Below are 24,718 nucleotides of genomic sequence, written 5' to 3' on the forward strand. Positions count from 1 at the left end.
GAGCGCCGCCGCGCCGTGCGCCCGCAACGGGCGCGCACGGTGCGGCGGCGGCCGCGCATCAATAGCGGTAGTGGTTCGGCTTGAACGGGCCGTCCTTCTGCACGCCGATGTACGAAGCCTGCTCGTCCGACAGCACGGACAGGTTCGCGCCGATGCGCGCCAGGTGCAGGCGCGCGACCTTTTCATCGAGATGCTTCGGCAGCACGTACACCTTGTTCTCGTACTCGTTGCCGCGCACGAACAGCTCGATCTGCGCGAGCGTCTGGTTCGCGAACGAGTTCGACATCACGAACGACGGGTGGCCGGTCGCGCAGCCGAGGTTCACGAGGCGGCCTTCCGCCAGCAGGATCACGCGCTTGCCGTCCGGGAAGATGATGTGGTCGACCTGCGGCTTGATGTTTTCCCACTGGTACTGGCGCGTCGACGCAACGTCGATTTCCGAATCGAAGTGGCCGATGTTGCAGACGATCGCGTTGTGGCGCATCGCCTTCATGTGATCGTGGTTGATCACGTGGTAGTTGCCGGTGGCCGTCACGAAGATGTCGGCCTTGTCGGCCGCGTATTCCATCGTCACGACGCGGTAGCCTTCCATCGCCGCCTGCAGTGCGCAGATCGGATCGATTTCGGTGACCCACACGGTCGCGCCAAGGCCGCGCAGCGACTGCGCGCAGCCCTTGCCCACGTCGCCGTAGCCCGCGACGACCGCGACCTTGCCCGCGATCATCACGTCGGTCGCGCGCTTGATGCCGTCGACCAGCGATTCACGGCAGCCGTACAGGTTGTCGAACTTCGACTTCGTGACCGAATCGTTCACGTTGAACGCCGGGAACGGCAGGCGGCCGTCCTTTTCCATCTGGTACAGGCGGTGCACGCCGGTCGTGGTTTCTTCGGTCACGCCCTTGATGTGCGCGAGGCGCTTCGAGTACCAGGTCGCGTCGATGTCGAGGTGCTTCGCGATCGACTTGTACAGCGCGACTTCTTCCTCGTTGGTCGGCTTCGCGATCACCGAACGGTCCTTCTCGGCCTTCGCGCCGAGGATCAGCAGCAGCGTGGCATCGCCGCCGTCGTCCAGGATCATGTTCGCGAATTCGCCGTTCGGCCATTCGAAGATGCGGTGCGAGAATTCCCAGTACTCGTCGAGCGACTCGCCCTTGAACGCGAACACCGGCGTGCCGGCTTCGACGATCGCTGCCGCAGCGTGGTCCTGCGTCGAGAAGATGTTGCACGACGCCCAACGGACGTCCGCGCCGAGCGCCTTCAGCGTCTCGATCAGCACGCCCGTCTGGATCGTCATGTGCAGCGAACCGGCAATGCGCGCGCCCTTCAGCGGCTGCTGTGCCTTGTATTCGTCGCGGATCTGCACGAGGCCCGGCATTTCGGTCTCGGCGATGTTGAGTTCCTTGCGGCCCCAGCCGGCCAGCGCCATGTCGGCGACGACGTAATCGTGGGAAGCCTTGGAATCGATAATGGCGTTCATCACGCCCTCCTTTCTAAAAAGTTTCTAGATTGGTGACGTGAGCGCCGTTCAGGAAGCGGGGCCGGCGCGACGGTCGCGAAATGCGTGCCGCACGGCTGCTTGGTGAAGCCTTCCGAGCCTGGCGGACAGGGATGTCCGTCGCAACGCTCCTCGGAAAACGGAGGGGATTGTAGCAAATCGGCGCGCAAAATGCGCGAGCACGATACCCGCGCGCGGCGTCGGCGCGCGTGGCCGCCCTGAAAGGGTCAGGACTCCGCGCCGACCCAGGCCTGTTCGCGCAGCCGCGCGCGCAGGCGCGCGACGGCCTGGCTGTGCAGCTGGCACACGCGCGACTCGCTCACCTCGAGCACCGCGCCGATCTCGCGCAGATTCAGACCCCGTTCGTAATAGAGCGACATCAGCAGCTTCTCGCGCTCCGGCAGCCGCTCGATCGCCTCGACGAGCGCCTCGCGCAGGTGCTCGTCGAGCAGCGCGGACAGCGGATCGGCGTGATCGACGCGATAGCGGTCGAGAAACGGCTCGTCGTCGGCCGCACGGTCGAAATCCTCGTAGTAGATGAGCTGGCTGCCGTGCAGGTCCTGCAGCATCCCCTGGTATTCGTCGAGCGGCATCTTCAGGTGCTCGGCGATCTCGGTCTCGCTCGCCGAGCGGCCGAGATGCTGCTCGACCTGGTGCACCGCGTGCTCGACCTCGCGCGACGTCTTGCGCATGCTGCGCGGCAGCCAGTCGTTGCTGCGCAGCTCGTCGAGCATCGCGCCGCGGATGCGCTGCGTCGCGTAGGTCTCGAACTGCGCGCCCTGGTCTTCCTTGTAGCGACCGGCCGCGTCCATCAGGCCGATCATGCCGGCCTGGATCAGGTCGTCGAGATCGACGCTCGCCGGCATCTTCGCGACGAGCTGCAGACCGAGGCGGCGCACCAGCGGCGCATATTGCGCGAGCACGTCGGCCTGGGACATCTTTCCTTGAGCGTTGTACATCATGGCTCTCTCCTTGCGGTGGCGCTCACGCGGCGTGTGCCGCGCCCGCCTCGTACGACGGTTTGCCGCCCGCGTGGACCGCGCGCCCCGCACCCGAACGCGGGCGCATCGGCCAGTACAGCAGGTCGGCGGCAATCTGCCGGTAATCGCGCGCGGCCGGCGACGACGGGAACGCGTCGACCACCGCATGCGTCAGTTCGCGCGCATGCTCGACGAGCGGATCGGCGCTCACGCAGCCCGCGTCGGCGATCGACACGGTCAGGTAGCGGCTCGCGACGCCCGCGAGGTTGTCGAACGCCGTCTTCGCGTCCGCGTGGCTGCCGACGTGATTGGTCAGCACGCGGAACTGCGCGAACGCGTGCGCGAAATGCAGCCGCTTCATGCACGCGTACGCCTCGGTGATCGCCTGCGCGGCGACGCGCGTGACGACCAGCACGTCGTGCGCCTCGCGTGCGAGCGCCGAGAACGCGCCGTCGGCGCCGAGCTGCGCGTCGACCAGCACGATGTCGGCCGGGCCGTCGATGAAATCGCTCAGCTGCGCGTCGCCGTAGCCGGCGCGCGCGAGCCGCGCGGCCGCGCACAGGCCGAAGCCGGCGGCCACCCGCGTGCGTTCGCCGTCGCGCAGCCACGCGCCCGCCAGCGTCGCGCTGGCCGAATGCACGTCGGCGCGCTCGTCGACGACGAGCACGTCCTTGCCGAGCGACGCAAGCGCCGTGGCCAGGTTCACGACGGTGGACGTGCAGCCGACACCCGCCGGCCCGCCCGTCACCGCGACGATGCGCGACGCGCGCCCGGCCAGCAGGCGCCGCAGCCCTTCAGCCTGGTCGATGATCCGTTTATCCAAATCGCACCTCGTGCAGCTCGGCGGTGGAACGTGCGGTCAGTGCGGAAAGCAGCGTCGGCATGTCCTCGTCTTGCGGCACGAAGGGGGAGCCGTCGCGCGGCACACAGAACGCGCTCTTCAGCAGGAATTTGGTCGAGGCGACGTACAGGTTCTCCGGCACCTTCTGGCCGGTCGACACGTAGTGGACCGGCAGCTTGTAGCGGATCACCGTGTCGAGCACGCCGCCGAGGTGAGTCGCCTCGTCGAGCTTCGTGAGGATGCAGCCGGCGAGGTCAGGGTGCTCGCCCGCGCTGCGATACGCCTGCACGACTTCGTTGAGCGTGTCGCCGTGGCTCGTCGCGTTGAGCAGCAGCAGGCGCTGCACCGGCGCGTTCGCGCCGTGCAGCATCGCGATCTGGTCGGACACCGCGCGGTCGCGCTGGCTCATGCCGATCGTGTCGATCAGCACGATGTGCTTGTTGCGCAGCTCGGACAGCGCGAGCGCGAGATCGCCCGCATCCTTCACCGCGTGCACCGGCACGCCGAGGATCTTGCCGAAGATGCGCAGCTGCTCGTGGCCGCCGATCCGGTAGCTGTCGGTGGTCAGCAGCGCGACCTTGCTCGCGCCGAAGCGCATCACGCAGCGCGCCGCCAGCTTCGCGGTGGTCGTCGTCTTGCCGACGCCCGTCGGCCCCATCAGCGCGAACACGCCGCCGCGCTCCATCAGCGCATCCTCGCTGTCGAGCACGGGCAGGTTCGACGCGAGCACCGACTGCGCCCATTCGGCAGCCTGTTCGAAGGTCTGCGCGCCGTCGCCGGACGGCAGGTTGTCGACCAGCATCCGCACGAGTTGCGCGGAGAAACCGGCCGCGAACAGGTGCTTCGTCAGCGCGCCGTGCACGGCGCTGCGACGCTGGCGGTCGTGCCACTTCAGGCTGTCGAACTGCTCTTCCATCATGCCGCGCAGTTCGCCGAGCTCCTGCATCACCGTGTCGTTGACGATCCGCTCGATGCGCGACTTCACCGCATCGGCCACCGCGGCGGCCGCGTCCGCGGACAGGCGCGTGCGCTCGGCCGTCTTCGCCGCGTGCGCGGCGCTCGTGTCGGGCGCGCGGGTCGCGGCGGCCGGCATCCGGCGTTCGGCGTCGCGCACGATGTCGCGCGCCCAGTCGGGCGGCGTCGCGCGCGCGGCGGCCTGCGACGCGGGCGCGCTCGCGGGCGGCGCGGCCGGCGCCTGCGCGCGAGCGATCAGCGCGTCGCGCTGCTGCGTCAGGCGCTTCGCGTGCTCGACCAGCCACGGTGCGGGTTCGGACGCGCCAGCGGCCGATGTATCGGCGGCGGGCATACCGGCAGCGGGTACGGTGATCGACGGCGAAGCCGCGACCGGCGCATCCGCGTCGATCGCCGGCGCATACGCGTGCGCGTCGTCCGCATCGGCACTCGCGCCGAACACGGACGAGAACACGTCCGGCAGCCCGCCTTCGCCGGCGGCGTAAGGGTTGATGGACGGCCGCACCGCTGCGGCGCCGGGGCGCGACACGATGCCGGGCACGGCGGCGGCCGGCACGGATTCCGGCTGGCGCGGCGTGGCGAGACGCGGGCGGGCGGCGGGCGGCGTCACCGCGGCCAGGTCCGAATCGGCGAGTGCAACGATTTCGACGCTGCCGTCATCGAGCGTGCGGTTCGACAGCACGACCGCGTCGGCGCCGAGCGCCTCGCGCACGAGACGAAGTGCGTCGCGGCTCGTTGCGCCGGTGAATTTGCGAATGTTCAAGCGGAACCCCCGATGACGTTAACGACTTTGATCGTGCGTGTGTCCGGCACTTCGGCATACGACAGCACTTTCAATTGCGGCAGGCTGCGGCGCAGGAAACGCGCGAGCATCGCGCGCAGCGCGTGCTGCACGAGCAGCACGGGCGGCAGCCCGAGATTCTGTTGACGCAGCATCGCTTGCTGCGTGCCGGTCAGAAGGTTGTGCGCGAGGCCGGGTTCGAGGCCCGGGTTCGCGCCGGTGGCGAGCGCCTGCGACAGCACGCGCTCCAGATTCGCGTCGAGGCCCATCACCTGCATCTCGCCGGCGCCCGGATACCACTGCTGCGTGATCGCGCGGCCGAGCGAGAGCCGCACCGCGGCGGTGATCTCGTACGCGTCGCCGCGGCCCGCGTGTTCGGACACGGCCTCGAGGATCGTGCGCATGTCGCGGATCGGCACGCCTTCCTCGAGCAGGTTCTGCAGCACTTTCTGCAACGTCGTCAGCGAGATCGTCTTCGGCACGAGGTCCTCGACGAGCGACGGCGCGTCCTTGCCGGTGCGCTCGATGAGCGCCTGCACTTCCTGGCGGCCGAGCAGTTCGGCCGCGTGCTGGACGACGAGATGGTTCAGGTGCGTCGCGACGACCGTGCTCGCGTCGACCACCGTGTAGCCGTACACCTGCGCCTGCTCGCGCATCGCGACGTCGATCCACACGGCCGGCAGGCCGAACGCGGGATCCTGCGTGACGGCGCCCGGCAGCGCGGCCGTCACCTGGCCCGGGTTGATCGCGAGCCACTGGCCCGGGAACACTTCGCCGACGCCGATCTCGACGCCCTTCAGCGCGATCCGGTACGCGTTCGGCCGCAGTTCGAGGTTGTCGCGGATATGGATCACCGGCGGCAGGAAGCCGATTTCCTGCGCGAATTTCTTGCGGATGCTCTTGATGCGCTTGAGCAGCTCGCCGTCGCTGCCCTTGTCGACGAGCGGGATCAGCCGGTAGCCGACTTCGAGGCCGAGCGGATCGATCAGCTGCACGTCGTCCCAGGTCGCCTCGTGGCTGTCGGACGGCAGCACGGCGGGCGGCGCGATGTCGGTCAGGTCGCCGGCCGCCTTGCGGGCCGCCGCGCGCTTGATCTGCGTGCGGGCCAGCCAGATCGCGCCGCCGCCGAGCCCGAGGAACGCGAAGTGCGGCATGCCGGGGATCAGGCCCATGATCACGATGATCACGCCGGTGATCGTCAGCACGCGCGGGTTCGTGAACAGCTGGCCGGTGATCTGCGTGCCGATGTCCTCGTCGGTCGCGACGCGCGACACGATCACGCCGGCCGCGGTCGAGATCACGAGCGACGGGATCTGCGCGACGAGGCCGTCGCCGATCGTCAGCAGCGTGTAGTTCGTGCCGGCCGCGGCGAACGACATGTCGTGCTGGACCATCCCGACGATCAGCCCGCCGATCACGTTGATCGCCATGATGATCAGGCCGGCGATCGCGTCGCCGCGCACGAACTTCGACGCGCCGTCCATCGACCCGTAGAACTCGGCTTCCTGCGACACGGCGAGGCGGCGCTTGCGGGCCTGCTCCTCGTTGATGAGGCCGGCGTTCAGGTCGGCGTCGATCGCCATCTGCTTGCCGGGCATCGCGTCGAGCGTGAAGCGCGCGGACACTTCGGCGATCCGCCCCGCGCCCTTCGTGATCACCATGAAGTTGATGATCATCAGGATCACGAACACGACGATGCCGACCGCGAAGTTGCCGCCGACGAGGAAGTGGCCGAATGCCTCGATCACCTGGCCGGCCGCGTCCGGCCCGATGTGGCCTTCGAGCAGCACGACGCGCGTCGACGCGACGTTCAGCGACAGGCGCAAGAGCGTCGAGAACAGCAGCACGCTCGGGAACGCCGCGAAGTCGAGCGGCTTCATCGTGTACATGCTGACGAGCAGCACCATCACCGACAGCGCGATGTTGAACGTGAACAGCAGATCCAGCAGCAGCGGCGGCAGCGGCAGGATCATCATCCCCAGGATCATGCAGATGAGGATCGGGCCCGCGAGCGCGCGCAGGTTCGTGCCTGCGAACGGGTTCGCGCGCTTCGCGAACAGGCCGGTGGTCGGGGTGCTCATGCTGCGCTTCCTTGCTTGCCGAGCGTGTCTTCGGCTTCTTCGCGCTCGTCGTCGGCGGCCACCGACGTGCCCTTGTCGAGTTCGGCCGGCACGTCGAGATCGACCGGCACCGCCGGGAACGCGCCGCCTTCCGAACGGAAGCGCTTGAGCTGGTAGACCCACGCGAGCACTTCGGCGACGGCCGAGTACAGCGAGCCGGGGATCTCGCGTTCGAGTTCGACGTTGTGATACAGCGCACGCGCGAGCGGCGGCGCTTCGAGCAGCGGCACGTTGTGTTCGGCCGCGAGTTCGCGGATGCGCGCGGCGACGAGGTTCACGCCCTTCGCGACGACCTTCGGCGCGCGCATCTCGCCGTCCGTGTATTGCAGCGCGACGGCGAAGTGCGTCGGGTTCGTGACGACCACGTCGGCCTTCGGCACGGCCGCCATCATCCGGCGGCGCGCGATCGCGCGCTGCTGCTGGCGAATCCGCCCCTTCACGTGCGGATCGCCTTCGTTCTCGCGATGCTCGCGCTTCACTTCTTCCTTCGTCATGCGCAACTTCTTGTTGTACTGCCAGATTTGGTAAGGCACGTCGAGCGCGGCGACCACCAGCATCCCGGCGACCGTCGTGCCGCAGCACACGGCGACCAGGTGCAGCGCGTCGGGGAGCGCGGCGCCGAGCGGCTGCGTCGCGAGGCCGAGCAGCTCGTCCTTGCTGCGCCAGATCGCGACGCCGCCGATCCCGCCGACGACGATCGTCTTCGCGATCGACATCCCGAGCTGGATCGGCCCCTGGATCGAGAAGATCCGGCCGAGGCCCGAGATCGGGTTCAGGCGGTCGAACTTCAGCTCGAAGGTCTTTTGCGAGATCAGCCAGCCGCCCAGCGCCATCGGTGCGAGCAGCGCGGCAACGCCGGTGAGCGCGAGGATCGGCAGCAGCGCGGTGAGGCCCTCGAGGCTCGCGCTGCCGGCCGCCGACAGCATCCGGTTGGTGTCGAATGCGATCGTGCGATCGAACGTGAACGCACCGCGCAGCATCGTCTGCAGATGCGCGCCCGACGGGCCCGCGAGCAGCCATGCACCGTAGAACCCGGCCGCGAGCAGCGCGAACGAAGCCAGCTCGCGCGAACGCGCGACCTGCCCCTCCTCGCGCGCCTTCTCGCGGCGCCTGGGAGTGGCGGCTTCGGTCTTGTCGAGATCGCTCTCGTCTGCCACGGGGCCTCCAGTCGGGTACGGCGGAATGCCGCTTTCCAGTGACACCGATTATTCATGCAGGCGTCAAACGCCGATCGGTCGAGCAAAGCCGGGAAAGGGGGGTATTTCGGGGAATCGGGCGAACCGTTGCGAACGCGGCTGGCGCAGGGGCGGAGCGCGGCGCGGCAACGCGGAAAAACGTACCGGTCGACGCGACGGCGAGGGGTCGGCCGCGGGCAGGATGCCGGCAGCGGGAAGCGGGGGAAGCGGGGAAAACGGAGGAACGACGGAAGGGAAAGGCGTGGCATTCAGGCCCCGGCGCGACGGTCGCGCGCCGGGGCAGGCGTCGGTCAGATCGCGGGGATCGGATCGGCGCCGAAGCGGTTCGGGCCGTCGGTGCCGCGCGAGCACATCCACACGAGCAGCAGGATGCCGCCGACGACCGGAATCAGCGCGATCAGCAGGAACCAGCCCGAGCGGCCCGTATCGTGCAGCCGGCGCACGCTGACCGCGATGCCCGGAATGAGCAGCGCCAGCGAAGCCAGGCAGATGATGCCGAGCAGCAGCAGCGTGACCAGGCCGCCGTCGCGGCCGCCCGCGCCGATGACTTGGGCCGCGATCGAGAGAATGACGCTCAGCAGCGTGAAATACCAGTATTCCGCACGACGCGCACGGCCTTCGAATGTCGCGTATTTATTGAGTGCGGTACGAACGGCTTCGGAAAAACCCATTTTATTACCCTCCTGTTTTATATTGGCACCCCGGAAACAACGCCGGCATTATATGTTTTAATTTCGCCGGATTCCATCTCTTTTCGCTTGCCGGCCGGCGCATTCGCCCATTCCCGATGCCCTCCAATACGGCGCAGGAACGGCCGCGGCAGCATAATGCGGCGCCGCGGGTTTGCATGTCGCGTCATTTTAATAATCATGAAGACCTGACAGAAACTACAGCCCGCGATAATCCACCCCTTGATTACATCCGAATGAAATCCGGCATGATCGATAATCGGTTCGCGCATGCGGCATTCGATTGAGCGGTCCAACCGGCCTAGCCGGCCGCCGCCCTTTGCAGCGCGGCGAGATCGAGCTTCTTCATCGTCATCACCTGCGCCATCACGCGTTCGGCGCGCGCCGCATCACCGGTCATCAGTTCGGTCAGCTGCACCGGCACGACCTGCCACGACACGCCGAAGCGGTCGCGCAACCAGCCGCACTGCTGCGCGCGCTCGTCGCCGCCTTCGGAGAGGCGCGCCCAGTAACGATCGATCTCGTCCTGGTCGCGGCAGTTGACGACGAACGACACGGCCGGCGTGATCTGGAACACGGGGCCGCCGTTCAGCGCGACGAACGCCTGCCCGTCGAGCTCGAACGCGACGGTCATCACCGCGCCCTCCGCGCTGCCCGACGCGTGCGCGCCGGCCTTGCCGTAGCGCGCGACGTGCACGATGCGCGCGTTGTCGAACACTGACACGTAGAAGCCGGCCGCCGCCTCGGCGTCGCGGTCGAACCACAGGAACGGCGTGATGCGCTGGATTCGCGGGCTCATGGCGTTGTCTCCTCGATGTCGTGCCGGCACCGGTGCCGGTGCCGGTCTTACATCGTAGGCGCTGCGCCCGCGCGTGGCGGAAATCCGGTCCGTAGCGCTTGCACAGCGGCCAAATAAAAAAAGGGGGCGATCACTCGCCCCCTTTGTTGGTGCCGGCGGCCGCGCCGCGCGGTCAGAACGCAACGAACGGCTGCGCGCCGCCGCTCGCGGTCTTGTCCATCCCGAAGTAGATCGTCTTGCCGTAGAAGTGCGGCATGCCGATGTCGAGCCAGCTGGACGAGCCGAACGGGCCCGCGATGTCGTTGAACGCGAACGTCGACGAGTTCGAGAACAGCGAATCGGCGTTCGAGACCGGCATTGTCACCGTGCCGCTCACGCCGTTCTGGCCGGTCAGCGTCGCCGAACTGCTGGTCGTCGACGACGGGCAGTAGAACTGCGTGTTCTTCGGGCAGGCCGGCAACGTGCCCGACGTATCGTTGAAGAAGTACGCATTCGAGCCCGTATCGAAGAACGCGGTCACGTTGCGCCCCTGGAACGTCGCGCTGACGTCGCCCGTCGTGGTCGACGTCAGCACCGTCTTCCCGCTCATGCTCGGCAGGCCGAACGTCAGCGTGCCGGTCGCGCTCGACTGCCCGTTGCTCGAGATGGCCGGCATCTGCACGCTCACGCCGTCGTTGTTCGCGAAACGATGAACCGGGTTGGCCACCTGCTGCGCCAGCGGCACGAGCGCCACCGTGCAGCTCGCGTTGTCGCCGTTCGGGCACGCGTAGTAGTTGTTGTTCGTCGACGTCGACGTCGCGCACGTGGTGCCGCAGTCGTACGGTGCCGGCCCGATGCCGAGGATCCCGTTCGCGCCGAGCGCGCTCGCGGAGTTGGCCGACGCGCCGCCGTTCGTGCACGAGCTCGGCACGTTCGTCGTGCCGAGGTCGCCGATGATCTGCACGGGCAGCGAGGTCGCCTGCTCGGTGCCGATCGACAGGTCGACCGTCCGCACCGATCCCCACGTATAGCTCGACACGAACTTGCCGCACTCGGCGACCGGCGCGCCGCCGCTCGTCACCTGCGGCAGGTTGCCCAGCACGCCCGACACGGCGCCGCCGACGAGCCGCAGCCCGTAGGACGCGGTATCGACCAGCACGTTGCTGACGACCTGGCAGTTCGACGTGCCCGGCACGCAGACCTTCACGCTGACGGTCGGGATGTTGATCACGTTCGCGACGCCGGTGCCGACCGTGATGACGGCCGTGTTGCCGCTGTTGCCGTCCGATCCGCTGTTGCCGTTGTTGCCCGAGTTGTTGCCGTTGCTGCCGCTGCCGCCGTCGCCGCCGCCGCAGGCGGTCACGAGCACGGCCGTCGCGGCCGCGAGGCCCAGCACGCCGAGCCAGCGCTTGAATGTACGAGGAATTCTCAAGATCGCTCTCCCGCTGTCACTGGATGTCGGTGCCGGTCAGGCCGGCGGGCAGTGCCGCCGGCAGCCACGCCTGACCCGAGAACGCGCCCATGTGGCCGCCCGTCCGGATCACGAGGCCGCTCGTGTCGACGGCCACGGGCGCGCGCCAGCCGCGCGCCTTGTGGGCCGCCTGGACGCCTGCGGTGTACTGCGGGAAATAGCTGCCGAGCAGCGACGCGAGATCCGGCATCGTCGGCCCGCTCCACGCGAGGCCGAACACGCTGCCGGCGGCCGACGTGTATTCGTGGATGACGGTGCCCGATCCGAGCGTGATCTCGCGGACGGTATAGCCGGCCGTGCTCGTCTGCACGCCGTCCGCCGAGCGCATGGCGCGCTGCAGCGCGCGCACGGTCGCGGCCTGGTCGTCCGCGGGCGGCGACATCGGCGCGCCGCCCAGTTCGGCGTGTGCGTGGACGGCCCACAGCACACCCATTGCAGCCGTCGCATGCGCGACGGTCCAGCCCAAGCGTTTCAGCTTCACGTTCCCCCCCAGGGACTGGCTTCGTTGCCGGCGGCGCCGCCGTCGGGCCCGCGCCGCCTGCCAACCTTTGAATCGTACGAATGACGCTACGTTGCTGCTGACGCGTAGTATGCCTGCTGAGTGTGGCGAAGTGTCAATTTGACGCAGGATCACGCCGCGCCGCAAGGGCGCGGCGCGTCAGGGGAAACGAGGGGAACGGGACGTGGCGGCAGCGTCAGAAGCCCAGGCTCGCGAGCAGATCGTCGACCTGCCCCTGGTCCTGGACCACGTCGGACTTGCCTTCCGGCGCGATCTGCGGGCCGTTCAGCAGCGACTCGGGGCTGCCGGTCGCGCTGATCTGCTCGGCCGCGAGCGCGGCCGCGGTGGCCGCGAACTGTTCGCGCCGCTCGGGCGCGATGTTCTCGACGAGCACGGTGAGGAGCTGCTGCTCGATCAGGTAGACCATGTCCATGATCTTCTTGATCACCTGCCCGGTGAGATCCTGGAAATCCTGCGCGAGCATGATCTCGAGCAGCTGCGCGCTGGTCGCCGACGTCGATTCGGGCAGCGTGCGCAGGAATGTGCGCGTGTCGTCCATCAGCGCGCGCACTTCCGCGTGCTCGATCGGCGCCGCATACCACTGCGCCCAGCGCGCGTCGAGCGCCTCGGCCTCGTTCTGGATGCGCTCCTGCATCGGCTTCGCGACCTCGATCGCATTCAGCACGCGCACGGCGGCCTGCTCGGTCATCGTCGCGACGTAGCGCAGCCGGTCGCGCGCATCGGGCACGGCCTCCGCCGCGCGCTCGACATGCTTGTCGAGCCCGAGCTCGCGCATCGAATCGCGTAGCGCGCGCGTGACCTGGCCGATGCGCGCGAGGATGCGGTCGCTCGCGAAATCGACGCCTTCGGGGTGGCTGTCGGCGCTGAACCCCGCGCCGGCGAGCGCCGCATGGATCGGCTCGTTCACGTCAGCTCCCGGTCTTCGCCATCTTGTCGATGATCTTGTTCAGCTTCTCGTCGAGCGTCGCGGCCGTGAACGGCTTCACGACGTAGCCGCTCGCGCCGGCCTGCGCGGCCGCGATGATGTTCTCCTTCTTCGACTCGGCCGTGACCATCAGCACCGGCAGGTGCGTGAGCGTCGCGTCCGCGCGGATTTCCTTCAGCATCGCGAGGCCGTCGAGGTTCGGCATGTTCCAGTCCGAGATCACGAAGTCGAAGCCGCCGCCGCGCAGCCGCGCGAGGCCGGCCGCGCCGTCCTCGGCCTCGTCGACGTTCGTGTAGCCCAGTTCCTTGAGCAGGTTGCGGACGATCCGGCGCATCGTCGGGAAATCGTCCACCACCAGGATTTTCATGCTCTTGTCCATCGTCGTTCCTTTCCAGATTCGTTTCCGTCGAGGCGCGTATCGTGGCACGCGCCCCGTGACATTCCATTCAAACGCGCTGCACGCGGTCGCCCATCGTCGCCAGGCGCGCCATCACGCGGCGGCTCATGTCGGCGAGCGGCGCGATCTCGTCCGCACCGCCGAGCGCGATCGCCTCGCGCGGCATCCCGAACACGATGCAGCTCGCTTCGTCCTGCGCGAACGTGTGTGCGCCCGCGCGTTTCATTTCCAGCAGGCCGGCCGCGCCGTCGCGGCCCATCCCGGTCAGGATCACGCCGATCGCGTTCTTGCCCGCGTGCGTCGCCGCCGAGCGGAACAGCACGTCGACCGACGGGCGGTGCCGGTTCACCGGCGGCTCGTCCGACAGTTGCGCAATATAGTTCGCCCCGCTTCTCGCAAGCAACAGGTGCGCGTGGCCCGGCGCGATATACGCATGGCCCGGCAGCACGCGCTCGCCGTGCTCGGCTTCCTTCACCGCGATCCGGCACAGGCCGTTCAGCCGCTGCGCGAACGACTTCGTGAAGCCCGGCGGCATGTGCTGCGCGATCAGCACGGCCGGCGCATCCGGCGGCAGCGGCGTCAGCACTTCGCGGATCGCCTCGGTGCCGCCCGTCGACGCGCCGATGATGATCAGCTTCTCGGTACTGACGAGCGGGTTGTTGATCATCGGCGCGGCCGCGGGGCCGTCCGCCGTACGCGCGACGGCCTGCGGCTGCGGCGCCTGGCGCACGCGCGCGCGCGAGGCCGCGCGGATCTTGTCGGCGAGCTTTTCCGCGTAGTCGAGCATCCCGTCGCGAATCCCGACGCGCGGCTTCGTGACGAAATCCACCGCGCCGAGTTCGAGCGCGCGCAGCGTGATTTCCGAGCCGCGCTCGGTCAGCGACGACACCATCACGACCGGCATCGGCCGCAGGCGCATCAGCTTCTCGAGGAAGTCGAGCCCGTCCATGCGCGGCATTTCGACGTCGAGCGTGAGCACGTCGGGGTTGTGCTGCTTGATGAGCTCGCGCGCGACGAGCGGATCGGGCGCGGTCGCGACCACCGTCATGTCGGGCTGGCTGTTGATGATCTCGGTCATCAGGCTGCGGATCAGCGCCGAATCGTCGACGCACAATACTTTGATCTTCTGCACTGCGGTCATGCCTCCTGCTTTCTGGATTGGTTCGCCGCCCGCACGCTGCCGGCGCCGGCCGGCGCCGCGCCACGCGCGCCGAACAGTTCGATGCGCGGGCGCGCCGGTTGCGGCGCCGCGGGCCGCTTCGCGGCGAACAGCTCGACGTGCGCGCGGCGAGCGCGCTCGGCCTCGCGCGCGAGCGCCGCTTCGCGCTCGGTGACGCCCGGCACCTGCAGCCGCAGCTTCTTCACCATCGCGCGCCCGCTGTTCGGCATGAACGCGACCTTGCGCGGGTGGACGCCCTGCAGGTCTTCCGCGGTGATGCGGATGCGTTCGAGCGCGAGGTAGCGGCGCACGAAATCCGCGTTGCGATCGCCGATGTTGATCGTCGTCATCCCGGCCAGCACGGCCGCGCCGCCGAACACCTTCGCCTCGATCCGCTCGCGGCGCCCGCCGGCCTTGATCAGCTCGTTGATCAGCACTTCCATCGCATACGCGCCGTAGCGCATCGATTCCGACGCGGCCGCGCCCGGATCGGCGCCGTCGTCGGGCAGCATGAAGTGGTTCATCCCGCCGATCCGCGCGTACGGGTCGTGCAGGCACGCGGCGACGCACGAGCCGAGCACGGTCATCAGCACCATGTCCTCGCCCGTCGTGTAGAACTCGTTCGGCAGCAGCTTCACGCCGGGAAGGGCGAAGTGGCTGTCGAAGTAGCGATTGGTCGCGATCGGCAGTGCGCTCATCCGCGATCTCCATAGGCGGGCGCGGCGACGCCGGCCCGCGCACGCACGGGCGACGGCATCGGGGCCGCCGCGCTCGCCTGCGCGCCACGCGGCCGCGCACCCTGCGCGGCGTCGCGGGTCAGTTCGTACACCGTCTGCCCGCGCAGCCGGAACGCCTGCGTCACATACGTGAAGTTTTCCGAGTGGCCGGCGAACAGCAGCCCGCCCGGCTTCACGAGCGGCTCGAAGCGCGACAGCACCTGCCCCTGCGTCGGCTTGTCGAAATAGATCATCACGTTGCGGCAGAAGATCGCGTCGAACGGCTTCGCGATCCCGTAGTCCGCATCCGTCAGGTTCAGCTGCTCGAAGCGGATCATCGCGCGCAGCTCGGGGCGCACCTTCACGCGGCCGGCCTGCGGGCCCGTGCCCTTCAGGAAGAAGCGCTTCAGGCGCTCCGGCGACAGGTGCTTGACCTGGTCGTACGTATAGATGCCGGCTTCCGCCTTCGCGAGCACCTGCGTGTCGAGATCGGTCGCGAGGATCGACGCGCCGCGCGCGGCCGTTTCGCCGAGCGCCTCGATCAGCGTGATCGCGATCGAATACGGCTCCTCGCCGGTCGACGCCGCCGAACACCAGACCGACACCGGCGCCGGGCGCCCTTTCACGAAATCTGACAGGATCGGGAAATGGTGCGACTCGCGGAAGAACGCGGTCAGGTTGGTCGTCAGCGCGTTGGTGAACGCTTCCCACTCGAGCGGATCGTCTTCCTGCTCGAGCAGGTCGAGGTAGTCGCGGAACGTGTCGAGGCCGCGCGCACGCAGCCGCCGTGCAAGACGGCTGTACGCCATGTCGCGCTTGTGTTCGGACAGCGAGATTCCCGCGCGTTGATGGATCAGCGCGCGAATGCGTGCGAAATCCGCGCCCGTGAACGCGAAGTCGCGCCCCGGCTCGCCCGCGCGGGGCGACGCATCCGGTGCATCGGGTCGAAACGGCGCGCGCGCATGCGGCATGGTTTAGAAGGTCTCCCAGTCGTCGTCGGACGTGCCGGCTGCCGCCAGCGCCGGCTTCTCGCCGTTCAGCGCCGGGCGCACGAGCGCGGGCTTCGCGGCCGGCTTGTCCGCCGGTGCGGCCGACTTCGCGAGGCGCGGGCCATAGCCGCCCGCGGCGGTGCCGCGGGACGCCGGTGCTTCCTTCTGCGGGCGTGCGGCGGTATCGGCCGCATGCTTCGGTTCGTGGCTGGCGCCCGATGCCGCCGCACGCGTTGCCGGCGCGGCGCGGCGCGCCGGCTGTGCCGCTGCGTGCGGGGCCGGCAGCGCGGCGACCGGCGCCGCATCGTGACGCGGCTCCGACGGCAGTGCCGGCACGGCCGCCGGTTCATGCGCGACCGGCCGCGCGGCACCGCGCGACGGCGCGAGCACGATCCCGCCCGCGACGCGCCAGCCCGACACGATCGCCTTCATCTGGCGCGTCTGCTCCTCGAGCGACGCCGCCGCGGCGGCCGCCTGCTCGACGAGCGCCGCGTTCTGCTGCGTGACCGAATCCATCTGGCCGACCGCGCGGTTGACCTGCTCGATGCCGGTCGACTGCTCGTCGGACGCGGCGCTGATCTCGCCCATGATGTCGGTCACGCGGCGCACGGCCTGCACGATCTCGTCCATCGTCGAGCCCGCGCGCGACACGAGCGCCGACCCGCTTTCGACCTTGTCTGCCGAATCGCCGATCAGCTGCTTGATTTCCTTCGCGGCGCTCGCGCTGCGCTGCGCGAGCGAGCGCACCTCGCCCGCGACGACCGCGAAGCCGCGGCCCTGTTCGCCCGCACGCGCGGCTTCGACCGCCGCGTTCAGCGCCAGGATGTTGGTCTGGAACGCGATGCCCTCGATCGTGCCGATGATGTCGACGACCTTGCCCGAGCTCGCCGCGATGTCCTGCATCGTCGACACGACCTGGCCGACCACCTCGCCGCCCTGCGTCGCGATGTCCGACGCGTTCACCGCGAGCTGGCTCGCCTGCCGCGCGTTCTCCGCGTTCTGCCGCACGGTGCCCGTCAGCTGCTCCATGCTCGACGCGGTTTCCTGCAGCGATGCGGCCTGCTGCTCGGTACGCTGCGACAGGTCGATGTTGCCGGTCGCGATTTCGCGTGCGCCGACGTCGATCGACTCGGTGCCGCGATGCACGGCCTGCACCATCGTCGTGACGGCGTCCTGCATCCGCTTGATGCCGCCGAACAGGCGGCCGATCTCGTTCGTGCTGAACACGTTCACCGGCTGCGTGAGGTCGCCGCCGGCGATACGCTCGAAGTGCGCGATCGCGTCCTCGAGCGGCTGCACGATCAGTCCGCGCAGCGCGAAGCGGATCGCGATCACGACGACGAACGCGATCGCGATGCCGGCCGCGATCAGTGCGACCATCAGCGAGATCTGCGACTGCGTCTCGGCCTGGCGTTCTTCCGCGCGCTTCTGCAGCGCCGCGACCACGGCCGCCGCCGACTGGTCGAACGCGATGAACATCGGGCTGATCTTCGTGTCCGCAATCGCGTGGTACGCGGCCATGTCGCCCGCGCGCGCCGCCGCGAATTCGGGCTCGACGCCTTCCTTCACGATCGTCGTGTAGCGGGCGGTGAGCTCGTCGACGAGCGCCTGCTCGACACCGAGCTTCGGCGTCGACTGGAACGCCTGCCAGTTCTGGTTCGACTTCGTGAACAGCTCCTGCGCACGGTCGAGCACCTTCGCCGCGTCGGCCGCATTGCCGCCTTCGGTCAGCGTACGGAAGCGATCGAGCGCCACGCGCGAGCGCAGCAGCTGCGCGGCCGTGTCGTCGAGCGTGTGGATCGCCGGCAGGTCGACGTGCGCGATCTCGTCGAGCGAGCGGCTCGCTTGATTCAGCGCGTAGAGGCCGAGCCCGCCGACCGCGGCGGCCAGGCACACGAGGATGAGTCCGACCGCCGTGAGCGTCGTGCGGATCGACCAGTTATGCAACATTGCAGATTCTCCCGAAATTGCTGCGCGCGCGGCGCGCTTACCCGCCGAGCGTCTCGATCAGCGCCATTTCACGGCTCGACATCAGCTTCTCGATGTCCATCAGGATCAGCATCCGGCCGTCGACCGTGCCGAGGCCCGTCAGGTACTCGGTCGTCAGCGTCGCGCCGAATTCCGGCGCCGGCATGATCTGGTCGGTCTGCAGCGTCAGCACGTCCGACACGCCGTCGACCACCATCCCGACCACGCGATGCGCGACGTTCAGGATGATCACGACGGTCTGGTGGTCGTACTCGACGCGGCCGAGATGGAACTTGATCCGCATGTCGACGATCGGCACGATGATCCCGCGCAGGTTGATCACGCCCTTGATGAACTCCGGCGCGTTCGCGATGCGCGTGACGCTGTCGTAGCCGCGAATTTCCTGCACCTTCAGGATGTCGATCCCGTATTCCTCGTCGCCGAGCGTGAACACGAGGAATTCCTGGCCCGTCGCGTCGCCGTGCGCCGCGTCGCGGCGGCTGGTTGCCGCGTTCGCCGCGGCCGGATTGATCATTTGGACTTCAGCAGACACGTTTGCCCCCAATCGGTTGATGGCGAGAGTCAGAACATCGCGAGCTCGGCGCCGGCACGGGCGCCGTGCATCGCACGGGTTTCGCGGTTCAGTGCCGCGACGTCGACGATCAGCGCGACGCTGCCGTCGCCGAGGATGGTCGCCGCCGAGATGCCGTGTACCTTGCGGTAGTTGGTTTCGAGGTTCTTCACGACCACCTGCTGCTGGCCGACCAGCTCGTCGATCAGCATCGCGAAGCGGCGTCCCTCGGTTTCCATGATCGTGACGATCCCCTGCGTCGGGTCGGTGCGCGCGTCGTCCACCGAGAACACCTCGTGCAGCGCGACCAGCGGCAGGTATTCGCCGCGCACGCGCACCACGCGCTCGCCGTTGCCGACCGTGTAGATGTCGTCGGTCGACGGCTGCAGCGACTCCATCACGAAGTTCAGCGGCAGGATGAAGATCTCGTTGCCGACCTTCACCGACATCCCGTCGAGGATCGCCAGCGTGAGCGGCAGCACGATCCGCGTGGTCGTGCCGCGGCCGGCCAGCGACGTGATCTCGACGTGGCCGCCCATCGACTGGATGTTGCGCTTCACGACGTCCATCCCGACGCCGCGGCCCGACACGTCGGTCACCGTCTCGGCGGTCGAGAAGCCAGGCGCGAAGATCAACTGCCAGACTTCGTCGTCGCTGATGTTGTCGGACACCTGCATGCCCTGCTTCGCGGCCTTCGCGAGGATCCGCTCGCGGTTCAGGCCCGCGCCGTCGTCGCTCACCTCGATCACGATGTTGCCGCCGTGATGCGCGGCCGACAGCACCAGTTGGCCGACCGCATCCTTGCCGGCGGCGACGCGCTTGTCGACGGTTTCGATGCCGTGGTCGAGGCTGTTGCGCACGAGGTGCGTGAGCGGATCGATGATCCGTTCGATCAGGCTCTTGTCGAGCTCGGTCGCCTGGCCGAACGTGACGAGCTCGACCTGCTTGCCGAGCTTGCCGGCGAGGTCGCGCACGAGGCGCGGGAAGCGGCTGAACACGTAGTCCATCGGCATCATGCGGATCGACATCACCGCTTCCTGCAGGTCGCGCGCGTTGCGCTCGAGCTGCGCCATCCCGTTGAACAGGCGGTCGTGCAGCGCCGGATCGAACGCGCTCGCGGTCTCCGCGAGCATCGCCTGCGTGATCACGAGTTCGCCGACGAGGTTGATCAGCTGGTCGACCTTCTCGACGCCGACGCGGATCGAGCTGCCCTCGGCGCCCGACGCGGCGGCGGCGGCCGGACGCGCACGCTTGTCGTCGTGATGCGCGGCGGCCGGCGCCGCGTGTTCGGCTTGCGGTTGCTGCGCGGGTTGCGGCGGCTGGGCCGGAGCCGGGGCCGCGGCCGCGGCCGGTTCGGCAGGCGCCGGTGCCGGCGCGGCCTGCGGTGCGGCAGCCTGCGGCGCGAACACCTCGACGCGCGCGGGTTGCGCGGCGGCGGCCGGTTCGGCAGCCGGTGCCGCGATGTCCTGCGCGGCAGCCGGCGCGGCCGGTGCGGCCGGCGCCGTACCGCGCGCGACGCGGATCTGGCTTTCGTCGATCACGAAGCAGCACACGGCGACGATGTCGTCGGACGGCACGTCGGATTCGAGCCACAGCGACAGGTCGGCGCCCGCTTCCTCGCGGCCGACGATCCGGCCGAGGTTGCCGAGTTCTTCGGTGAGCAGCGCCTGGTCCTTCGCGTCGACGGCGACCAGCGTGATCTTCAGGTGCGGGCCGCCGGCGTCGCTGTCGCCCGCCGGATGCGCGGCCGCGACGGCCTGCTCGACCACGTGATCGGGCGCGCGGTCGCCGCCGGCAGCGGGTTCGGCGGCCGGAGCAACGGCAACGGCAGCGGCGACCGGTGCGGCAGGCGCCGGCGCGGCGGCAGCAGCCGGCGCATCCGCACCGCTCTCGGCCTTCAGCCGTTCGAGCTTCGCGCAGATCGTCGCGGCAGCCGCCGCGTCCGGTTCGGCGCTCGCGCGGTAGTCCACGAGCTGGTCGGACAGCACGTCCTTGGTCTCGAGGAACGCGTCGACCATGTCCTTGGTCAGCGTCAGCTCATGGTTGCGCGCGCGGTCGAGCAGCGATTCGAGGATGTGCGTCGTATCGGTCAGCGCGGAGAAGCCGAACGTCGCCGCGCCGCCCTTGATCGAATGCGCGGCGCGGAAGATCGCGGCCAGGTCCTCGGGGTCGGGCGAGTCGACGTCGAGGTTCAGCAGCAGCTGCTCCATCTGCGCGAGCAGTTCGTCCGCTTCGTCGAAAAAGGTCTGGTAGAACTGAGTGATGTCGAGAGTCATGCCCGGTCACCGGTTGAATTCGTCGCGTTCATGTCAGGAGGCAGCCGGCTCGGACAGCGTCGCGACCAGGTCGATCAGCACGGCCGGGTCGATCGGTTTCTCGATCCAGCCGGTCGCGCCCGCGTCGCGTGCGGCGTCCTTGAAGGCATCGCTGCCCTCGGTCGTCAGCACGAGGATCGGCGTATCCGCATACGCGGTCAGCTTGCGCAGCGCGGCGATCACCTCGAGCCCGCTCTTGCGCGGCATGTTCTGGTCGGTCAACACCAGGTCGTACGGCGTGGTCGCGGCCATGTCGAAGCCGGCTTCGCCGTCCGGCGCCACCGTCACGTCATAGCCGGCCTGTGCAAGCGTCGCCTGCAGCAGGGCGCGCATGGTCGCGGAGTCGTCGATGGCGAGAATGGTTCGGATCATGTCTGTCTCGGAAGCAGGTCTTGTCGATATCAGGGTTTCGGCACGGCGACGGCGGACGCCGCGAGCGCCGGGCGCACGGCCGGCGCCGCGCCGCCGAGCTGCTGCGCGAGCTGCTTCGAGCCGGCCGCATCGGCCGACAGCGTCGTGGTCGTCGCGTCGTCGCGCATCAGCGCCTCTTCGGATTTGCGGTTCAGCACGATCACGCTGATCCGGCGGTTTTCCGGATCGAGCGGGTCGGCCTTGTTCAGGTTCTGCGTCGACGCGAGGCCGAGCACGCGCAGCACCTTCGCCTCGTCCATGCCGCCGGAGACCAGCTCGCGGCGCGATGCGTTCGCGCGGTCGGCCGACAGCTCCCAGTTGCTGTAGCCGCCCTCGCCGCCTGCGTACGGCACGGCGTCGGTGTGGCCCTGGACGATGATCCGGTTCGGCACGTCGTTCAGCGTCTTGCCGATCTCGCGCAGGATGTCGCGCATGTACGGTTCGACGCGGTCGCTCGACATCGCGAACATCGGCCGCTTCTGCGAATCGACGATCTCGATGCGCAGCCCCATCAGCGTCGAGTCGATGCGGATCTGCTGCTTGAACTGGCGCAGCGTCGGGTTGGCCTCGATCGCGGCCATCAGCTTGATCTGCAGGTCGTGCAGGCGCGCCTGCTCGAGCCGGTCTTGCGCGCCCTGCGCCTGCGACCGGGAATGCTCGTCGCCCATCTTCGAGAGGCGTTCGGCGAGCTGCGTCGTGCCGTCGGTGCGGCGCAGCGTGCCGGCGTCGACGCTCGACAGGTCGCGGCCGCCGGCGTTGATGATGCTGGAATCCTGCGAACTGCGGTCGCCGCTGCCGAACAGCGCGGCCTTCAGCGGCGTGTTGAAGTATTCGGCGATCCCCTTCAGCTGCACCGGCGTGACCGAGCTCAGCAGCCACATCAGCAGGAAGAACGCCATCATCGCGGTCATGAAGTCCGCGTACGCGAGCTTCCATGCGCCGCCGTGGTGGCCCTTCTTCGCCGGGGCCACCCGCTTGACGACGATCGCGCGATCCTTGCTCTTGCTCATCGGGCGCTCCTTCGCGTCACTTCGCCTTCACGCGGCGCACGTGCTCTTCGAGCTCCGAGAACGACGGGCGCTCGGTCGAGAACAGCACCTTGCGGCCGAACTCGACCGCAATCGCCGGCGCATAGCCGTTCAGCGTCGCGAGGATCGTCACCTTGATGCACTGGAACATCTTGGTCGACTCGGCGACGCGCTGCTCCGCGAGGCTCGCGAGCGGCCCGATCAGCCCGTACGACAGCAGGATCCCGAGGAACGTGCCGACCAGCGCCTGCGCGATCATCGCGCCGAGCACCGCGGGCGGCTTGTCGGCCGATGCCATCGTGTGCACCACGCCCATCACGGCCGCGACGATGCCGAACGCCGGCATCGCGTCGCCGACGCGCATCAAGGCGTGCGCGGGGCCTTCGCCTTCCGCGTGGTGCGTCTCGATCTCCTCGTCCATCAGGCTCTCGATCTCGAACGCGTTCATGTTGCCGCCCACCATCAGGCGCAGGTAGTCGGTCAGGAATTCGACGATGTGATGATCGGCGAGGATCTTCGGGTATTGCGTGAAGATCGGGCTCTTTTCCGGATCGTCGATGTCGGCCTCGAGCGTGAGCGTGCCTTCCTTGCGAGCCTTGGCGAGCAGCACGTAAAGCAGCGCCATCAGCTCCATATAGACGTCCTTCGTGTACTTCGAACCCTTGAAGAGCGTCGGCAGCACGCGCAGCGTGGCCTTGATGGTCTTGCCGCCGTTGCCGAGGATGAACGCGCCCACGCCCGCGCCCACGATCATCAGGATCTCGACGGGCTGGATCAATGCGCCCAGATGCCCGCCTGCCAGCGCATAACCGCCGAAGACGGACAACAGCGTCACGAGTGTTCCCACGATAATCAGCACTGCCTGTCCCTCACGAAAGACCGGCGGGAAGACCGCCGTTAAACAGGTTTACGGCAGTCGGCAGGAAAACTTTCGCGGCCGCCCGGCGGCGGCCCGACGGTGTTTACCAGCAATGCACGGACGATTCGCACGGCCGGCGGCAACGGGCCTGCACCCCGCCCGGCCCCGTCCGGCCCGGCGTCAGGCGGCGGCGGCAGCCAGTTCGGCGCGCGCCGCGGCGGCCTTGCGGGTCTTGCCCGCGCGCGACGGCGGCTGGCACAGGCCGCACACGAAACCTTGATGTGGATCATGCGCATGCGCGACGAAATGGCCGCCGCAGCGCGTGCACGGGGTCATCTGCAGCATCCCCGAATCGAAGAAGCGCACGAGCGTCCACGCCCGCGTGAGGCTCAGCGCGGCCTCGTCGCCGGACAGGTTCACGTGCTCCTGATAGAGCCGGTACGCCTTCACGATCGACTGGATCGGCTCGCAGCGGCCGTGGTCCTGCATGAACCGGTAGATGTTGTAGAACAGCGACGAGTGGATGTTCGGCTGCCACGTCATGAACCAGTCGGTCGAGAACGGCAGCATCCCCTTCGGCGGCGACACGCCCTTCAGTTCCTTGTACAGCTTGATCAGACGGTCCCGCGACAGGCTCGTCTCCGCCTCCAGCAGCTGCAGCCGGGCGCCCAGTTCGATCAGTTCGATGGCGAGGGTGATTTCCTTCACCTCGATCACGACGCTTTTGCTTGCCATGGTGATAACCGTCCGCTTGACGTTGTTCGGATGGATGGCCAATACGCTGCCCTCCGGCGCGGTACGCCGGGACACAACGCAAGGCGGGATGGATCAGCGGACGCTTTCGACCTGCTGCCCGGCCATCAGGATGGCCGAGTGGGCATGCGCGACGACGTCGCTACGGCCCTTGTCGGCGAGCGACGACAGCAGCGCATGATCGTCGAAGCGGAAGCGGCACAGCATCTGGTTCGACGCGGCCAGCTTCACGGTCTGTGCGAGCGTGAGGTTGGCGAGCACGTCGGCGAGTTCCTGGGAAATTCCCATGCGGAACATGCCCATCGCTTTATCTTCCCGCAGCAGGCGTTGCGCGAGGAGGAGGTAGGACAGGTTGACCTCTTTGATCTCACTGAGCATTTCGCTGGTAGCGCTCATGATTCCCCCGTTAAAGAGCTTTGCTTTGGCCATTCGTGTTATGAAAACGTTTGCTCGCTCGGAGCGCTCTTGGCGCTCGGTCGGCTCGTTTATAGTCTTACAGGGCGAATTTTGGCCAAACGCCATTTATGTCGGTATCAGCGAAGTGGCGTATGCCATGCAGGATTTGTCTGTAAACCGTGTAGGAATTTTTCCGACAAAGCGAATTGAAAGGCGTAATCGGGAAAACGGGTGACAGCGCAAATTCGGCTGTGAGGGTGCCGATCGCCGCCGCTCGGTGGCGGAAGGCTTGCCGGCAGGGCTGCCGACAATCGGATCGGTAAAAATTATAGTGCTTTTTCACGATAGCGCAACAATAGTTGCGGTCATCTCGCTTCACGAATCCGTG

At 68.2% G+C, this 24,718-nt stretch carries 24 protein-coding genes and 1 riboswitch; all 24 genes read right to left on the reverse strand.

Features of this window, described 5'->3' with window-relative positions; genetic code table 11:
* Positions 1 to 58 precede the first annotated feature (58 nt).
* Positions 59 to 1,477, reverse strand: coding sequence for an adenosylhomocysteinase (gene ahcY, locus U5798_RS11605; protein ID WP_034188069.1), 1,419 nt, complete (start codon positions 1,475 to 1,477; stop codon positions 59 to 61).
* A gap of 32 nt (positions 1,478 to 1,509) precedes the next feature.
* Positions 1,510 to 1,635: riboswitch (S-adenosyl-L-homocysteine riboswitch) on the reverse strand.
* 87 nt (positions 1,636 to 1,722) lie between these two features.
* Positions 1,723 to 2,457, reverse strand: a complete 735-nt coding sequence (locus U5798_RS11610; protein WP_124456933.1) for an RNA polymerase sigma factor FliA — start codon at positions 2,455 to 2,457, stop codon at positions 1,723 to 1,725.
* A 22-nt stretch (positions 2,458 to 2,479) separates the two neighbouring features.
* Entirely contained in the window at positions 2,480 to 3,298 is an 819-nt protein-coding gene (locus U5798_RS11615; protein WP_124456932.1) for a MinD/ParA family protein, read from the reverse strand.
* Entirely contained in the window at positions 3,291 to 5,051 is a 1,761-nt protein-coding gene (flhF, locus tag U5798_RS11620; protein ID WP_322082104.1) for a flagellar biosynthesis protein FlhF, read from the reverse strand. Before flhF ends, U5798_RS11615 begins: the two co-directional genes overlap by 8 nt.
* The gene (gene flhA, locus U5798_RS11625; protein ID WP_322082105.1) at positions 5,048 to 7,150 is read right to left on the reverse strand and encodes a flagellar biosynthesis protein FlhA; all 2,103 of its coding nucleotides are present in this window, start codon (positions 7,148 to 7,150) and stop codon (positions 5,048 to 5,050) included. Before flhA ends, flhF begins: the two co-directional genes overlap by 4 nt.
* Complete coding sequence (gene flhB / locus U5798_RS11630; RefSeq protein WP_322082106.1) at positions 7,147 to 8,346, reverse strand: flagellar biosynthesis protein FlhB; 1,200 nt, start codon at positions 8,344 to 8,346, stop codon at positions 7,147 to 7,149. The genes flhA and flhB overlap by 4 nt, the downstream gene beginning before the upstream one ends.
* A 329-nt stretch (positions 8,347 to 8,675) precedes the next feature.
* On the reverse strand, positions 8,676 to 9,056 hold the full coding sequence (locus U5798_RS11635; protein ID WP_124456928.1) for a DUF805 domain-containing protein: 381 nt from the start codon (positions 9,054 to 9,056) through the stop codon (positions 8,676 to 8,678).
* Positions 9,057 to 9,073: 17 nt separating this feature from the next.
* Positions 9,074 to 9,346, reverse strand: a complete 273-nt coding sequence (locus U5798_RS11640) for a hypothetical protein (protein ID WP_124456927.1) — start codon at positions 9,344 to 9,346, stop codon at positions 9,074 to 9,076.
* A 29-nt stretch (positions 9,347 to 9,375) separates the two neighbouring features.
* Positions 9,376 to 9,873 (reverse strand): VOC family protein, encoded by a 498-nt coding sequence (locus U5798_RS11645; RefSeq protein ID WP_124456926.1) that lies wholly within the window; start codon positions 9,871 to 9,873, stop codon positions 9,376 to 9,378.
* A gap of 172 nt (positions 9,874 to 10,045) precedes the next feature.
* Positions 10,046 to 11,284 (reverse strand): DUF3443 family protein, encoded by a 1,239-nt coding sequence (locus U5798_RS11650; protein WP_322082107.1) that lies wholly within the window; start codon positions 11,282 to 11,284, stop codon positions 10,046 to 10,048.
* Positions 11,285 to 11,300: 16 nt separating this feature from the next.
* Positions 11,301 to 11,804, reverse strand: a complete 504-nt coding sequence (locus tag U5798_RS11655) for a DUF2844 domain-containing protein (protein WP_322082108.1) — start codon at positions 11,802 to 11,804, stop codon at positions 11,301 to 11,303.
* Positions 11,805 to 12,018: 214 nt separating this feature from the next.
* Complete coding sequence (gene cheZ / locus U5798_RS11660; RefSeq protein ID WP_322082109.1) at positions 12,019 to 12,750, reverse strand: protein phosphatase CheZ; 732 nt, start codon at positions 12,748 to 12,750, stop codon at positions 12,019 to 12,021.
* A 1-nt stretch (position 12,751) separates the two neighbouring features.
* Complete coding sequence (cheY, locus tag U5798_RS11665) at positions 12,752 to 13,147, reverse strand: chemotaxis response regulator CheY (protein WP_026045350.1); 396 nt, start codon at positions 13,145 to 13,147, stop codon at positions 12,752 to 12,754.
* Positions 13,148 to 13,214: 67 nt separating this feature from the next.
* Entirely contained in the window at positions 13,215 to 14,306 is a 1,092-nt protein-coding gene (locus U5798_RS11670; protein ID WP_124456922.1) for a protein-glutamate methylesterase/protein-glutamine glutaminase, read from the reverse strand.
* Positions 14,303 to 15,022 (reverse strand): chemoreceptor glutamine deamidase CheD, encoded by a 720-nt coding sequence (gene cheD, locus U5798_RS11675; RefSeq protein ID WP_124456921.1) that lies wholly within the window; start codon positions 15,020 to 15,022, stop codon positions 14,303 to 14,305. The genes U5798_RS11670 and cheD overlap by 4 nt, the downstream gene beginning before the upstream one ends.
* The gene (locus U5798_RS11680) at positions 15,019 to 16,011 is read right to left on the reverse strand and encodes a CheR family methyltransferase (RefSeq protein WP_124456920.1); all 993 of its coding nucleotides are present in this window, start codon (positions 16,009 to 16,011) and stop codon (positions 15,019 to 15,021) included. The genes cheD and U5798_RS11680 overlap by 4 nt, the downstream gene beginning before the upstream one ends.
* A gap of 3 nt (positions 16,012 to 16,014) precedes the next feature.
* On the reverse strand, positions 16,015 to 17,979 hold the full coding sequence (locus tag U5798_RS11685; RefSeq protein ID WP_322082110.1) for a methyl-accepting chemotaxis protein: 1,965 nt from the start codon (positions 17,977 to 17,979) through the stop codon (positions 16,015 to 16,017).
* A gap of 37 nt (positions 17,980 to 18,016) precedes the next feature.
* Positions 18,017 to 18,532: a chemotaxis protein CheW gene (cheW, locus tag U5798_RS11690; protein WP_124456918.1), complete on the reverse strand. Its 516-nt coding sequence runs from the start codon at positions 18,530 to 18,532 to the stop codon at positions 18,017 to 18,019.
* Positions 18,533 to 18,579: 47 nt separating this feature from the next.
* Positions 18,580 to 20,844 (reverse strand): chemotaxis protein CheA, encoded by a 2,265-nt coding sequence (gene cheA, locus U5798_RS11695; protein ID WP_322082111.1) that lies wholly within the window; start codon positions 20,842 to 20,844, stop codon positions 18,580 to 18,582.
* A gap of 33 nt (positions 20,845 to 20,877) precedes the next feature.
* Positions 20,878 to 21,255 (reverse strand): response regulator, encoded by a 378-nt coding sequence (locus tag U5798_RS11700; protein WP_124456916.1) that lies wholly within the window; start codon positions 21,253 to 21,255, stop codon positions 20,878 to 20,880.
* Between the two features lie 29 nt (positions 21,256 to 21,284).
* The gene (gene motB, locus U5798_RS11705) at positions 21,285 to 22,304 is read right to left on the reverse strand and encodes a flagellar motor protein MotB (protein WP_124456915.1); all 1,020 of its coding nucleotides are present in this window, start codon (positions 22,302 to 22,304) and stop codon (positions 21,285 to 21,287) included.
* Between the two features lie 16 nt (positions 22,305 to 22,320).
* Positions 22,321 to 23,181 carry a flagellar motor stator protein MotA gene (gene motA / locus U5798_RS11710; RefSeq protein ID WP_011350592.1) on the reverse strand — a complete coding sequence of 287 codons (861 nt, stop codon included), beginning with the start codon at positions 23,179 to 23,181 and terminating at the stop codon, positions 22,321 to 22,323.
* Between the two features lie 180 nt (positions 23,182 to 23,361).
* A complete protein-coding gene (gene flhC, locus U5798_RS11715; protein ID WP_011350591.1) occupies positions 23,362 to 23,916 on the reverse strand; it encodes a flagellar transcriptional regulator FlhC in 555 nt (184 codons plus the stop codon).
* A 93-nt stretch (positions 23,917 to 24,009) separates the two neighbouring features.
* Positions 24,010 to 24,330 carry a flagellar transcriptional regulator FlhD gene (gene flhD, locus U5798_RS11720; protein ID WP_069746442.1) on the reverse strand — a complete coding sequence of 107 codons (321 nt, stop codon included), beginning with the start codon at positions 24,328 to 24,330 and terminating at the stop codon, positions 24,010 to 24,012.
* Positions 24,331 to 24,718: the final 388 nt, after the last annotated feature.

Origin of the sequence: Burkholderia sp. BCC1972 (genome assembly GCF_905339605.1) — a bacterium.
Taxonomy (GTDB): domain Bacteria; phylum Pseudomonadota; class Gammaproteobacteria; order Burkholderiales; family Burkholderiaceae; genus Burkholderia.

Bases quoted from the DNA above. Each gene is read 5' to 3' on its own strand.
- U5798_RS11640 (WP_124456927.1), bottom strand. From the start codon at position 9,346: ATGCGCGAACCGATTATCGATCATGCCGGATTTCATTCGGATGTAATC.
- U5798_RS11635 (WP_124456928.1), bottom strand. From the start codon at position 9,056: ATGGGTTTTTCCGAAGCCGTTCGTACCGCACTCAATAAATACGCGACA.
- U5798_RS11680 (WP_124456920.1), bottom strand. From the start codon at position 16,011: ATGCCGCATGCGCGCGCGCCGTTTCGACCCGATGCACCGGATGCGTCG.
- cheY (WP_026045350.1), bottom strand. From the start codon at position 13,147: ATGGACAAGAGCATGAAAATCCTGGTGGTGGACGATTTCCCGACGATG.
- U5798_RS11670 (WP_124456922.1), bottom strand. From the start codon at position 14,306: ATGACCGCAGTGCAGAAGATCAAAGTATTGTGCGTCGACGATTCGGCG.
- U5798_RS11645 (WP_124456926.1), bottom strand. From the start codon at position 9,873: ATGAGCCCGCGAATCCAGCGCATCACGCCGTTCCTGTGGTTCGACCGC.
- cheW (WP_124456918.1), bottom strand. From the start codon at position 18,532: ATGATCAATCCGGCCGCGGCGAACGCGGCAACCAGCCGCCGCGACGCG.
- ahcY (WP_034188069.1), bottom strand. From the start codon at position 1,477: ATGAACGCCATTATCGATTCCAAGGCTTCCCACGATTACGTCGTCGCC.
- U5798_RS11700 (WP_124456916.1), bottom strand. From the start codon at position 21,255: ATGATCCGAACCATTCTCGCCATCGACGACTCCGCGACCATGCGCGCC.
- cheA (WP_322082111.1), bottom strand. From the start codon at position 20,844: ATGACTCTCGACATCACTCAGTTCTACCAGACCTTTTTCGACGAAGCG.
- motB (WP_124456915.1), bottom strand. From the start codon at position 22,304: ATGAGCAAGAGCAAGGATCGCGCGATCGTCGTCAAGCGGGTGGCCCCG.
- U5798_RS11685 (WP_322082110.1), bottom strand. From the start codon at position 17,979: ATGTTGCATAACTGGTCGATCCGCACGACGCTCACGGCGGTCGGACTC.
- cheD (WP_124456921.1), bottom strand. From the start codon at position 15,022: ATGAGCGCACTGCCGATCGCGACCAATCGCTACTTCGACAGCCACTTC.
- U5798_RS11610 (WP_124456933.1), bottom strand. From the start codon at position 2,457: ATGATGTACAACGCTCAAGGAAAGATGTCCCAGGCCGACGTGCTCGCG.
- flhD (WP_069746442.1), bottom strand. From the start codon at position 24,330: ATGAGCGCTACCAGCGAAATGCTCAGTGAGATCAAAGAGGTCAACCTG.
- flhC (WP_011350591.1), bottom strand. From the start codon at position 23,916: ATGGCAAGCAAAAGCGTCGTGATCGAGGTGAAGGAAATCACCCTCGCC.
- flhA (WP_322082105.1), bottom strand. From the start codon at position 7,150: ATGAGCACCCCGACCACCGGCCTGTTCGCGAAGCGCGCGAACCCGTTC.